The organism is Frankia sp. RB5 (assembly GCF_059816245.1).
Window position 1 is genome coordinate 99,609 of sequence record NZ_JCBATA010000014.1, and the last position, 12,527, is coordinate 112,135.

General features: G+C 70.6%; 13 protein-coding genes. 6 read left to right on the top strand and 7 right to left on the bottom strand.

Translation table 11 applies throughout. The features are described 5' to 3' along the window. Positions 1-3: 3 nt before the first annotated feature. The gene (locus tag AC6EXY_RS09755; RefSeq protein WP_101834126.1) at positions 4-1,194 is read left to right on the top strand and encodes a fatty acid desaturase family protein; all 1,191 of its coding nucleotides are present in this window, start codon (positions 4-6) and stop codon (positions 1,192-1,194) included. On the opposite strand, the gene AC6EXY_RS09760 is transcribed toward AC6EXY_RS09755, so the two are convergent. The 3 genes from AC6EXY_RS09760 to AC6EXY_RS09770 form a co-directional block, all read right to left on the bottom strand. Beyond that, positions 1,146-1,436, bottom strand: a complete 291-nt coding sequence (locus AC6EXY_RS09760) for a hypothetical protein (RefSeq protein ID WP_499817014.1) — start codon at positions 1,434-1,436, stop codon at positions 1,146-1,148. The two genes, AC6EXY_RS09755 and AC6EXY_RS09760, sit on opposite strands and share 49 nt — an antisense overlap. A gap of 120 nt (positions 1,437-1,556) precedes the next feature. After that, complete coding sequence (locus tag AC6EXY_RS09765; protein ID WP_101834122.1) at positions 1,557-2,444, bottom strand: transglutaminase-like domain-containing protein; 888 nt, start codon at positions 2,442-2,444, stop codon at positions 1,557-1,559. After that, positions 2,441-3,001, bottom strand: coding sequence for a DUF5994 family protein (locus AC6EXY_RS09770; protein ID WP_101834121.1), 561 nt, complete (start codon positions 2,999-3,001; stop codon positions 2,441-2,443). The genes AC6EXY_RS09765 and AC6EXY_RS09770 overlap by 4 nt, the downstream gene beginning before the upstream one ends. Before the next feature lie 609 nt (positions 3,002-3,610). On the opposite strand from AC6EXY_RS09770, the gene AC6EXY_RS09775 reads away from it, so the two are divergent. After that, positions 3,611-4,009 carry a hypothetical protein gene (locus AC6EXY_RS09775; RefSeq protein WP_499817015.1) on the top strand — a complete coding sequence of 133 codons (399 nt, stop codon included), beginning with the start codon at positions 3,611-3,613 and terminating at the stop codon, positions 4,007-4,009. A 3-nt stretch (positions 4,010-4,012) separates the two neighbouring features. On the opposite strand, the gene AC6EXY_RS09780 is transcribed toward AC6EXY_RS09775, so the two are convergent. Then, entirely contained in the window at positions 4,013-4,861 is an 849-nt protein-coding gene (locus AC6EXY_RS09780) for an SAM-dependent methyltransferase (protein ID WP_423748149.1), read from the bottom strand. 27 nt (positions 4,862-4,888) lie between these two features. After that, on the bottom strand, positions 4,889-5,326 hold the full coding sequence (locus AC6EXY_RS09785; protein WP_499817016.1) for a mannosyltransferase YkcB-related protein: 438 nt from the start codon (positions 5,324-5,326) through the stop codon (positions 4,889-4,891). 279 nt (positions 5,327-5,605) lie between these two features. Between AC6EXY_RS09785 and AC6EXY_RS09790 the strand changes: the two genes are divergently transcribed. From AC6EXY_RS09790 to AC6EXY_RS09800, 3 genes are all read left to right on the top strand, one after another. Beyond that, complete coding sequence (locus AC6EXY_RS09790) at positions 5,606-6,793, top strand: type III polyketide synthase (RefSeq protein WP_101834118.1); 1,188 nt, start codon at positions 5,606-5,608, stop codon at positions 6,791-6,793. A gap of 96 nt (positions 6,794-6,889) precedes the next feature. Then, positions 6,890-8,092, top strand: coding sequence for a cytochrome P450 (locus tag AC6EXY_RS09795; protein WP_499817017.1), 1,203 nt, complete (start codon positions 6,890-6,892; stop codon positions 8,090-8,092). Positions 8,093-8,275: 183 nt separating this feature from the next. Continuing rightward, positions 8,276-8,827 (top strand): hypothetical protein, encoded by a 552-nt coding sequence (locus AC6EXY_RS09800; protein ID WP_243407950.1) that lies wholly within the window; start codon positions 8,276-8,278, stop codon positions 8,825-8,827. 16 nt (positions 8,828-8,843) lie between these two features. Here the strand turns inward: AC6EXY_RS09800 and AC6EXY_RS09805 are convergent, their stop codons facing one another. Together AC6EXY_RS09805 and AC6EXY_RS09810 are read right to left on the bottom strand one after the other, a co-directional pair. Continuing rightward, positions 8,844-10,601 carry a protein kinase domain-containing protein gene (locus AC6EXY_RS09805; RefSeq protein WP_207770505.1) on the bottom strand — a complete coding sequence of 586 codons (1,758 nt, stop codon included), beginning with the start codon at positions 10,599-10,601 and terminating at the stop codon, positions 8,844-8,846. Positions 10,602-10,606: 5 nt separating this feature from the next. Then, entirely contained in the window at positions 10,607-11,359 is a 753-nt protein-coding gene (locus AC6EXY_RS09810; protein WP_101834112.1) for a serine/threonine protein kinase, read from the bottom strand. A gap of 353 nt (positions 11,360-11,712) precedes the next feature. Between AC6EXY_RS09810 and AC6EXY_RS09815 the strand changes: the two genes are divergently transcribed. Beyond that, positions 11,713-12,426 (top strand): M23 family metallopeptidase, encoded by a 714-nt coding sequence (locus AC6EXY_RS09815; RefSeq protein ID WP_165818594.1) that lies wholly within the window; start codon positions 11,713-11,715, stop codon positions 12,424-12,426. Positions 12,427-12,527: the final 101 nt, after the last annotated feature.

Sequence of the window (12,527 nt, forward strand, 5' to 3'; positions counted from 1 at the left end):
GCAGTGGCAGCACCGACCCACCTCAGCGTCCGCGATATCGAGGTACTCGGTCAGGAGTTCGACCGCCTCCGCGCGGAGGTACTCGCGAGCAGAGGACCGGACGACGCCCGGTACATCCGACGGGTGATCGCGGCTCAACGGGGACTCGAGGCCGGCGGCCGGATGGTGATGTTCGCTTCCCTGCTGCCGCCGGCCTGGCTGACCGGTACGACGATGCTCGCCCTCGCCAAGATTCTCGAGAACATGGAGATCGGTCACAACGTCCTGCACGGACAGTGGGACTGGATGCGTGATCCCGACATCCACTCCACCACCTGGGAATGGGATTCTGCCTCCCCCGCAAGCCACTGGAAGTACGCACACAACTATGTTCACCACACCTACACGAACGTTCTCGGCCGGGACCGGGACCTTGGGTACAGTCTGCTCCGGGTGACTCCCGAGCAGCCATGGCGCCCTGTCTATCTTGCTCAGCCGCTGTACAACCTCGCCCTCGCGGTCGTCTTCGAATGGGGAATCGCGCTCTACGATACGGAGATAGAGAAGTCCTGGCGCCGGGAAAAAGACCTGGACGAGACCCTGAACCACCTCGGCAGCGCCCTCAGGAAGGCAGCCCGTCAGGGACTGAAAGACTACGTCGTATTTCCACTGCTCGCCGGCCCGGCGTTCCTCCCCGTGTTTCTGGGCAATCTCACCGCGAACATATCCAGGAACGTCTGGGCGCACACCATCATCTTCTGCGGCCATTTCCCCGACGGCACCAGGACCTTCACCGAGGAGGAGATCGAAGGCGAGAGCCGAGGAGAATGGTACCTGAGGCAGTTGCTCGGTTCCGCAAACATCAGCGGCCCGGCGGCGCTTCACCTTCTCAGCGGCAACCTCAGTCATCAGATCGAGCACCATCTCTTTCCCGACCTGCCCAGCAATCGGTATGCGCAGATCGCCCCACAGGTCCGCGCCCTGTGCGAACGGTTCGGCCTCCCCTACACGACCGGCTCCCTGCCCCGGCAGACCGCGAACGTCTGGAGACGCATCCTGCGCCTGGCGCTGCCCGGCCCCACGCAGCCCGCGACAGGCAGGACCTCACCCGAGCCGGTCATCCCCGCCGCGCCGCGAGAGTCGCGTGCGCGGGGCCTCGTCGAGCCTCAGACGCCGGTGCCGCTGGCGGCGGGGTCCAGGCGTGCCGCCAGGTAGAGGATGTCGTGTGGATCACCACCGGTGAGTACGCGATGGACCTCGCGGTACGCCTGGCGGTACTCGTCGAGGATGATCGCCACGCTGGTGGTCTCGACCGGTTCCCCGAGTTCGACCGCCGCGTTGGCGAGGTGGCGGGCGCCGCGGTTGGCTCGCTGAGCGGTGAGCATTCGTGAAGCGATTGCGTCGAGTTGATTTGGGTCATTCATCGCGATCCCTTGCTTCCTGGTGTTGGAAGGCATGCTTGTCGTCAGCGGTCTGCCCCTGACGGCGCTCGCTGACCATTGCGGTCCGGCCGGTACCCCCGATCGCCGATGGCGGTCATCGGGTGCGCGGCTCCCCGGGCAGTTCCTGGCCGGCGCTCAGCAGAGCGGGTGGGCCGTGAGGTGGTCGTCGATGGGAAGCATGCCGATGACCGTGGCGGTCACCTCGATCGACCGGAGGGCGATGATGCCTCGTAGGACGTGGAGGAAGGCCGTGTCAGCCGCGTCGCGACCGGTCGCGACGCGGACCATACCCTCCCGGGGGGCTCGGCGGGTGGCGTCGTAGCTCCACCACGCGCCGTCGAACCACGCCTCGAAGACGGCGTGAAAGTCCATCGGAGTCAGGCCGGGCGCGTACACCGCGGCGAAGCGTGCCGGTATCCGCAGCGCCCTGCACAGCAGGATCCCGAGATGGGCGAAATCGCGGCATACGCCCTGCCCCGTGAGCAGGGCGTCGTCGGCCGAGCTGTGGACGTTGCTGGAGCCCGGGACATAGCCGACCCGCTGGTGAATCCACTGTGTGATCGCCTCCACCTGGGGCCGTCCGGGTGGCAGGTCACCGAACTCGGCGACCGCGAACCCGACGACCCGATCCGACGGGCAGTAGCGGCTCGCCCGCAGGTAGGTCAACTGCTCCAGACCAGGCAGGTCCCCGTGGGTGGCCACGATCGGCTGGCCGGCGGGGGCAGACGGGGCGGTGAGTTCCGCCCGGTAGAACACCGACAGGATTCCCCGGGGTGCGCGCAGTAGATGTAGCCGACCGCGGTGCGGCGCGGCCAGTTCGACCGGCATCGGGAGCGGCTTCCCATCGGTCGTCACGTCCAGCCGCTCGGCACGGACTACCCAACCGTCGGCGGCGGCAACGTGCAGGGCGATGTCCCCGGGCTCCTCGACCTCCAACGTGAGGTCGCAACTGACCACCCGCTCGACTGCCTCCCCTCCGGGATACGCGGACAGTCGGCACTCGGCCGACGATGCATCGGTCATATGGCGGACGTCACCCCGGCGGTGCGCAGGATCACGTCCGTCGAACCGGTCAGCGCACCGGCGCCTGCCAGCCGAAGCAGTCCACATGCACGCGCGGGTGCGGTGTCGGGCGGAATGACCAGCAGGTAGATCCCGGGCTGGTTACCGGCACCCAGTGTGACGACCCGGGGGTCGAGGGTCCGGAACCCGCTCACCTTCAGCGTGGGCAGGCCGGGTCGCGTGAGCCAAACCGGTATGTCGGTCCATGCGTCCATGTTCACCGACATCCGAGCGACCGTCCTGCCGGCCCGGGTCAGGGCGGTGACGAGGCCGGGAAGCTCGGCGGCCAGGTTCAGTGATCGCGGCCACCAGCTTCCGTCAAGTGGCAGGGAGTCCGTGCCCGAAGCCAGGGACAGGCGCGCTTCGTCACCCGTCGCCGAGAACACCGGATCCATCGCCACCGGCTGGGTGTCCGGCACGGACGAGGTGACAGACGGCCGGTCGGGAGCACCGCCGTCGTCGTCGAACCGGTCGAGGTCACCGCGGTCGAGAGAGGAAAAGACAGAATGTGCCGTCACGACGGCCGCCTCACTCCGGCGTGCCCCACCGGATGGCAACGACCGACAACCAGATCGACATCTTATCGACATTTGTAAATCGTCGGCCTAGACGAATTTTACCACGGCAGAGGCACCTCAGGGGAGATCGTATTCAGCGCGACAATTCCCAGGAATCAACAGGATTTTGGTGAGACCGTCCGCTCGGTATGGTCGGCGCGCCCGGCGCGCAGCGCGGCCACGGCCCATCTGAACCCGCATCGCGCGGAATCACTCTCCGTCCACCACGCCGGCGGACGTGCCCCCCGACCCGGCCGCGCACCCCAGGACCGGCGGGCGGCGCGAACGCCGAACCGAGCTGGCCCTGCTCCTCGGGCTGGGCGGCCAGTCCCGCTCCAGCTCGACGTGGCCCTGACGGCATGGTCTCACCGCCCCGGCAGTGAGGCAGCAGGTCAAGACGGGTATGTCTGGAGCCGCCGGCGGCGAGCCCCTGACGACCTCCCGAGACCGCACCAGTCCGGCATGAGCGCAGCGCAGACCGCCTTCTTCTCGCAATAGCCGTCGACAGCACGAACCGTGCATACCCCGGCGACAACTCGATACGCCGCATCTGCCCGGAACCGCCGCGGGTTGGATCAGCGCGGCGGGCAGTGCCAGCGTGGCCACGGAACGCAGGCACTGGCGGCCACCGCCTTCGCTCTGGCGGCCGCCACCTCGGGTTCGCTCGCCGGGCCGGCTTCCGCGGCGACCACGGCGTCATGGCGTCGGCGTGAGCAACCTGACCACTACGCGTCCAAGGCGCTGCCGCCGACCGACGGCATGGCCCTGACGGTGGAGTTCTCCAAGGATGGGCAACGGGCCCACGTCACCGAGGGTGGTCCGGGCACCGTCAACGACGACGGCGTCGCCGCGGCAGAGAAGGCGGTCAGCGGCACCTGGCACACGGTCTTCCCCGACGTGCTCGCACCCCGTCGCCGGCTTCGGGCCCCTGATGCCAGCGAACCTCGCGGACGTGAGCGAGCCGCGTAACGGCTATGGTTTCAGAGCCACTCCGCCGTAGATGCCGACTTCCATGTCGGTCAGCTTCCCGACCGCACCGTCCGGCCGCCAGTAGTGCACGAGGACGACGCCCGGATCGACGAGTTCCAGGCCGTCAAAGAAACGCTCGACCTCGGCTTTGTTGCGATTCCGGAACGGGATTCCACGGCCACGGTAGATGTCCGCCATCTGCTCCATTCCAGGATCGTGATCCGCGGTTCCGTGGCTCAGCACGAGATAGCTCCCCGACGGCAGAGCCGCCAGGAAACGCCGCACAATCCCGTACGGATCCCCCACATCGGGAATGAAATGCCCGATGGCGACCATGGAAAGTGCGACGGGCCGGGAAAGGTCCAGGGTGGCACTCAGCTGCGGCGCCTCGAGAATGCGCTCGACGTCGCGCAGATCGGCTTCCACGTAGGTGGTACGGCCCTGCGGCGTGCTGACCAGCAGCGCGCGGGCGTGAGCCAGCACGATCGGATCGTTGTCGGTGTAGACGATCCGCGCCTCGGGGACGATCTCCTGGGCGACCTCGTGCAGGTTCGGACTGGTGGGAATCCCGGTGCCGATGTCGAGGAACTGACGGATACCGGCCTCACCGGCCAGATAACGCACTGTCCGATTCATGAAGGCCCGATTCTGCCGGGCCGTGGTCCGCGCGTTCGGAAATGCGGCGATGGCAGCCTCGGCGGCTTCCCGGTCGGCCGGAAAATGGTCCTTGCCGCCAAGGTAATAGTCGTACATGCGCGCCGTGTGCGGCTGGTCCGTCTTCAGATCAAGTGCGCCCCGACCGGCCGGACCGCGCTCCTCGCGTCGCTCGGGTCCCGAGGCGCGCCGATCCACATCCGTCACCGCAAATCAGCTCCCTGATCATCTGCCCGACGAGCCTCGCAAGTCACCATAGCTTAAGGAATTTATCGCTTCGGCACGCCCCTTCCAGGAGGATGGCCCGCCCCCTGCCACCGTGGAGGCTCCTGACCTTGACCCAGCACCGTCGGATTCCCGGCGGTCGGGTTCAGGCGACCGTCCTGGCCAGCGACTTTGTGAGGTCGTAGATGTGCCGGCCACCGGTCGTGATCGGCGTGGAAGGCTGCCGGACCCCGGCGGCGATCCCGCTCGCCGGACCGCCGGATCCCCTCGCCCTGTGCCCGCGCCGCCGTCGAGGGAGTAGCCCACCTGGCCAACTTGCACATATCGCTCGAACTGGTCGAGAGTCGGCGGCGGATCACGGCCGGCGAGGCCGCCCACGGCCATCGCCGAGGTGTCCGAGGAGAGCTCGAGGGCGGCGGCAGCGGAGGAGTCGGCCACCGATCATGCAGCCGCCGCACCTGTGCCGTAGCTGTGGGCGCCAATCAGCCAAAACGCCGCGCGACGGAAAGAACGGACGAACGCCCGGTCGCCACCGCTCACCCCGGACAGAAAGCGTGAGAAGCAGCGCCCGGGGGTAAACAGCTCCCGTGATCGGGGACCGGCGGCGCCGAGCGGGAAATGGAGGCCAGCCGCCGGCGAGCACGCGCCCGGACCCTGGAACAAGTCCAGGTTCTGCATCCCCACAGGCTGGCGCACCTTCCAGGAAGGCACCCCGAAATGCCGGTTCTCTGCCGTCCGGCCGTCGCCGTGCCGGAACACGTGATCTCCATGGAGGAGACGCTGGAGTTGGCGCGTCGTCTGCACCCGGATCACCCTCGGCTGGATCTCGTACTGCGGCTCATCGCGCACACCGACGTGCGTAAACGCCACCTCGTACAGCCGATCACGCAGACGCTGACACACCCGGGTCTCGACGTGCGCAACGCGATCTACGCGCGGGAGGCCCGCCGCCGGGTCCCTTCGGTGGCACGCAGCGCGCTGGCCAGCGCCGGAATAGAGGCGCCGCAGGTGGACGCCGTCATCTTCGTCTCGTGCACCGGATTCCTCATGCCGTCGATGATCGCCTGGATGATCAACAACATGGGTTTCCGGAACGACATCCGCCAGATTCCGATCGCCCAGCTCGGCTGTGCCGCGGGCGGTGCGGCGATCAATCGCGCGAGCGATTTCTGTGTGGCGTACCCGGACGCGAACGTCCTCATCGTCGCGTGCGAGTTCTGTTCGCTGTGCTACCAGCCGACCGATGACGGCATCGGCTCCCTGCTGGCCAACGGCCTGTTCGGCGACGCGGTCGCCGCCGCCGTCGTGCGCGGGCACGGGGGGCACGGGGTCCGGCTGGAACGCAACAGCTCCTATCTCGTGCCGGACACCGAGGAATGGATCTCCTACGCGGTCCGGCCGACCGGATTCCATTTCCAGCTCGACAAACGGGTGCCCACCACGATGGCGATGCTGGCCCCGGCCCTGCGCGTACTCGCCCGGCAGCACGGCTGGGACGCCTCGGACCTCGACTTCTACATCATCCATGCCGGTGGTCCGCGGATTCTCGACGACCTGCGCGACATTCTCGGGGTGGATCCGTCCTTTTTCCGGCATAGCCGGGCGACCCTTGCCGACCACGGGAACATCGCCAGCGCCGTCGTCCTCGACTCGCTGCGCCGGATGTTCGACGACGACTCGCTGGAGCACGGCGCCCGCGGGATGATCGCCGGATTCGGCCCCGGCATCACCGCCGAGACCTGCGTCGGCAGCTGGGTCCGCGACCGCGCACCCGCCGAGGTCGTGACGACCCACCCGCTCTCACCGGTCCCGGCCCGCCTGGCACCCGCCCCGTCCCGGCCGTCGCCGGTCCGGTCGCGGCCGTCCCCAGTCACCCGCTCCCGGCCACCAGCCGCCCAGACCTGACCGTCCGAGGGCCGACCGACCGGACCCGCCCGCCGGACCGGACCGCCCGCCGGACCGCTCTGACCAGGACCGCACTGTTCGAAGGGACGGCATCGCATGACGACCGACACCGGCGCACGCCGCTGCCCTTTCAACCACACGACGGCGCTCGAGTTCGACCCGCTGCTGCGGGCGCTGCGCGATGAGGCACCGATCACCCGCATCACCATGGCCCACGGTAAGGGCTGGGCCTGGCTGGTGACCCGCTATGAGGACGTGCGCACCGTGGTCAGCGACCGCAGGTTCAGCCGGGCCGCGGGCCTCGGCCGCGACCTCCCGCGGATGACCCCCGAACCCATCGCGCAGAGCGACGCGATCAACCTGATGGATCCCCCTGAGCACACCCGCCTGCGCCGGCTGGTCGCGCAGGGCTTCACCGCCGGCCAGGTTCGGCGGATGGAGCCGAGGATCCGCCGAATCGTCGATGGTCTCCTCGACGAGATGGCCGGCCGCGGTGCTCCGGCCGAGTACACCGCGGACGTCGCCGCCCGGCTGCCGCTCGCCGCCATCTGCGAGGTTCTGGCGATCCCCACCGCGGACCAGGCCCGCATCCGAGGATGGGCGCTCGCCCTGATGTCCACCGCCGCCGGGGCCCGCTGCGGCCGCGAGACCCAGGCCGCCATGCGCGCCTACTTCGTCGACCTGGCCGCGGACCGCCGACGCCACCCCGGCGACGACCTGATCAGCGCGCTGGCCCTGGCCCGCGACGGCGACGACCGCCTGGACGACACCGAGCTCGGCGTCATGGCGATGGTGCTCGCCCTGGCCGGCCACGACACCAGCACCTACCAGCTCAGCAACATCCTCTACACGCTGCTCACCCGCCCCGGCGACCTGGCATTGCTGCGCTCCCGGCCCGACCTGCTCGCGCCGGCGCTGGAGGAGCTGCTCCGGTTCATCCCGTTCCGCCAGGGCGTCGGCATCGCCCGCGTCGCCCTCGACGACGTGGAGCTCGGTGGGGTCACCATCCGGGCGGGAGACGCCGTGCACGTGTCGTATCTGACGGCCAACCGCGACCCGGAGGTGTTCGACCGGCCAGACGAACTCGACCTCACCCGCCCGCCCGCCACCCACATGACCTTCGGTCACGGCGCCCACTACTGCCCCGGCGCGAACCTCGCCCGCGCCGAGCTGCGCATCGCCCTCGACCGGCTGCTCACCCGCTTCCCCGACCTGCGGCTGGCGATCCCCGCCGACCAGGTGCCCTGGCACACCGGCTCGATCTGGCGCTACCCCGAACGCCTGCCCATCACCTGGTAGGCGCGGCACGGTCGCGGCACGCCCGGAAGGTCCAGGCCACCGATGGCACGACAGAGCCACATGACCGACCATGTCGCCCCAATCCACCACATGACTTCCCAACGTCTCGCTAACCGATATGCTCGGCGCCGCTGACAAGGCCGTCCCGGTCTACGTCGTCAGGGTCTGAGGAGGGGCACCAGCGTGCGCAAAGCGCGGTATCTCGCGGTGGTCACGATCGCGGTTCTGAGCCTCGTGCTGGTGGCCGGCTGCGGCGGTAAGACGCATTCGTCGTCCTCCTCGGGCACCACCACCGCCAGCGACACCGAGTACACCGGGGCGTGCCCGACGGGCGGGAACAGCCGGGCCTTCGCCAAGACGCGTTTCGCGCTGCACGCCGGGCTCGGCCTCGGCGCCTTCCACCGGTACATCTACAAGCCGCTGCGCGGCGGCGGCTTCAAGGCGGGCGCGGACAAGCGCAAGCGCACGTTCGCCAAGGCCGCGGTCGCCGGCGTCTTCGTCGTGCACGAGCTGCGGGTCGCCAACGGATTCGCCCTCGCCAATCCCGGGCTGTGCAACGCGACCCAGTCCATCCGGAACACCTTCTCGACGGTCACCTCCAAACTGAGGAACGGCACCGCGACGGACGCCGACATCACCTCCGCCGACCAGGCGTTCAGCACCTTCCGGCAGACGGCGGGGCAGGACGGCTTCAGCTTCAACGAACGGTCGGCGACCGTTCCGGGGGCGAGCTGACCGGCCCGTCCAGGCGTCAGTTCGCGGCGGGCGTGCGCGGGTCGTAGCGGTCGCGGAACCGGCGGACGTCCCCGACGTAGCCGAGCGTGTCGGCCGGCGGGCCGCCGGAGCGCACGACCGCGGTGGCGGACGTCCGGTACGCGGCGGCGAGCAGCAGGCCCGCGTCGCCGGGGACGCCGACGAGCCTCGGTCCGAGGAAGCACAGGAACCGCCCCACCGCGGGTATCGAGATCTCCGGAGGGAACGGCGGGTGCGGTTCGGCGTCACGCTGCCCGTCCGGCAGGTAGTACCGCAGGACGGACGGCGTCCACCGGGCGATGCCGTACTCACCGCGGGCCGGATCGGCCAGGTCCGGGTCGAAGTTGCTCTCGACCCGCAGCATCGCCGCGACCAGCGCCGGGCTCAGGCCCGGTTCCCGGCAGGCGCGCCCGGCGTCGACGATGAGCTGCCGGTAGCGGGCGGGTATGCCCGCGTCGCCGCGCAGAAGCTGGTCCGACGCTGGCCCGCTCGCCGCGGGCGAGGCTCCGCCCGCCGCGGACGTCTGCCGTCCCGGTGACTCCTGCCGGTCACCGCTGTCACCCAGGGTGAAGACCCCCAGTGTGGCGGCGGTGGCCGTGACCAGCGTCGCCGCCAGGAACGCCAGCCTGCGCCGGGCGCCTGGCCGCGGACCGCCGCCCCGCGCCGCGGACCCGCCGGCAGAGAGCGCCGCGGCGGCGTCCCCATCGGGCACCGGCCCGTCGGGCGAAATCGGCTCGAGCGAAATCGGCTCGAGCGGAGGGTGATCGGGAGGAGGCTGGCTGGCTGGGATCTGATCGGCGGGCTCCTCGCCGGCCAGGGCGTTCATCCGGGTCAGCAGGAGGTCGGCGGGGTGCGCGCGGCGGCGGTCGTGCGTGGGCGCGAGACAGTCCCGGATGACGCCGTCCCAGCCGGCGGGCAGCTCGGCGGACAGCGTCAGCGGCGCGGCACCGGCGGCGTAGCGGGCGGCGGCCAGCGCCCGGGCGTGCGGGGTGGCCCCGTCGAACGGGTGCGCGCCGCTGAGCAGCAGATGCGCGGTGACGCCGAGGGCCCAGACGTCCGCGCTCGGACGGGTGGCGAAGCCGCGTTCCCCCATCCGCTCGTCCCAGCGCTCCGGCGGGGCGAAGTCGGGGGAGGCGACGGGCGGCGCGTAGGCGTGGGTGCCGTGCAGCTCGTCGGCGAGGCCCAGGTCGGAGAGCCGGACGGACCCGTCCGCCATCATCAGCACGTTGGCGGGCTTGATGTCGCCGTGCACCCACCCGGCGCCGTGCAGGTAGGCGAGGCCGGCGCAGATCTGCGCGGCGAGCCGCGGTGCCCCCGGCACCGGACCGTCCCCCGAGCGCAGGATCAGGTCCCGCAGCGAGCCGGTGGCCCGCTCCATGACGATCACGACGGCGCCGTCCAGCACCGGCCGCGCGGGATCGTCGACGACCAGCGTCTCGAACGCCCGGATCAGCCGCGGATGGGCGAGCAGCCGGTGGTTGCGCGTCTCCCGGGCCGCCATGTCGGCGAGCTGGCCCACCTGGCGCGGCGTCAGCGTGCCGGTCGGCAGGAACTTCAGCGCCGCCTCCCGCGGCGGTCCGGCCGCGGCCGCCGGGCCGGCGCCGTCCTCGCGGCGGGCGGCGTAGACGCTGCCCCAGCCACCGGTCGCGATCGGCTCCGTCACGGTCCACCGGCCGACGCGGTACCCGCACGGCACGCGCACCGCCCAGCCCACCGTCGCCGCGTCCGCCGCCGACGCGTCCGCCAGGCCGGTCATCAGTGCTACGCCGAAGTGCGGTCGGCGAGCCGCGGACGCGGCGGGAGAAGCGTGAGATGGGATTCTCGGACGAGGTTGAACCGAATCGCCCGGGAAACCAGGCTCTCCCGCCGGGCGCTACCGGTGTCGGCAGCTTCGCCGGGTTCCCGGAAACGCAGCTTGGTTCGGGTCAGATAGTCGATGTGGAAGGCGACCGCGTCCACGGTGAGATCCTGGCAGCGCGCCAGCGGCCGCAGGCGCCGCACCACGCCGGCGACGGTCGGAATGCGCACCTGGGACTCGTCCCGCAGCCTCGGCTCGCACAGCGCGAGCAGCACCAGAAAATACTTCGAGGTGACGTCGAGAGGGAGCGCCGGGACGGTCGGCTCGCCGTCCCCGGCCGCCGGTATCTCCAGATAGGAGTGGGCGGGGGCGAACACCTCGAAGGACGCGACGTCCCGCCGCCTGGGCACGAGCACCCGGGAGATCTCGAACGGCACCGGTGCGGCGACCCGGCCGGGCGGCACCTTCATGTGCTCGCCGGCGCCCTCGGGATTCTCGACGACGTAGGTGCTCTCCCGGCTGAGGTTGCTCAGGCACCAGTGGTCCGCGGTGGCGAGGATCTCGCCGGCCAGCCGGGACACAGCCGCGTCCGGAAACTCCAGCTCGACGTCCGACCCGTCACCGCCGCGTCCGAAGCGCAGCTGGTCCCCGGGCCGCAGCGGGGTCACCCGCCGCCGACCGTCCGCGTGCGGTAGAGCGACCAGCACAGTTTCCACCGGATGTCCTCTCCGGCTGGGAGACGAAACGCTCCCGCGCCTTACGGAATCCCCTCGCCGTCGCCCCTCCCGTCGCCATGATACGCGCCAGCACGACGACCGGCCGGCGACCCGAACTGTCGTGATCCCGCCACGCCACATCCGCCGCGGCACGCCCATACCGAATCTTCTCGCGATGCGCAACCCACCGCTCAGGAGGTACCCGGACCAGGCGGTCCGCGGAAATCATGGGCGCCGACGCCGGCCCGAATACCGAGGCGGATCCACCGGCCCGACACCGGGCCCGGACCATCCACTGGGTTTTCCGGGAATGCGTTTCGCCCATCCCCGCCAGATCCGAGAGAGGGAGAACCATGCAACCGACGGAAAACGTGTCCGAGGGTGCCGCCGAGCTGGCCGCGGCCGCCCCGCCGCAGGCCGCGGAGCCGCGGTCGCGACGATTCGGGCGCGGCGGCACCCGGCGATCCCGGCGCTGGCTGCGGCTCGCGATCGTGGGTCTGATCGCGTCGTTCATCCCCGCGCTCGTGGGTGCCGGCGCGGCCCAGGCCGCCACGGGCGGCGGGGTCGCGGGGAAGGCGTCGCGCCCGGCGTTCCAGCTCCCGTTCGCCTGCGGCACCCAGGTCCGGCTGGAGTCGTTCGGGCACGCCCCCGCGGTGGACATCTTCCGGGTGCCGACGAAGGCCACGGAGAACACGGTCGTCGTCGCGCCGGCGGCCGGCACGGTGACGCAGTCGTACAGCAATCCGCGCGGCGCCGGGAACATCATCCAGATCAACCACGGCGGCCGGTGGTTCACCACCTACATCCACCTGCGGTCCCGTGCGGTGCGCGTCGGCCAGCACGTGGCCGCCGGCACCGTCATCGGCCGCGTCGGGCACACCGGCGTCACCTCGAACGGCGTCTCCCACCTGCACTTCGAGATGGCGATCGACCGCAACGGCGACGGCCGCGCCGACTGGGGCGTGCCGAACAAGGAGCGCGTCACCCCCGTCTTCAACGGCGTGACCTACGCGACCCGCAACAGCCAGACCGCCCGCGCCGTCAGCCACAACTGCCCGCGCCGCTGACCTGAGCCGACCGGACCGACGAGGGCCGCTGGGCGGGCGTGGTGCCACCACACGCCCGCCCAGCGGCCCGTTCCCGGTGGTCGGGGCCTCGCCCGGGGTCC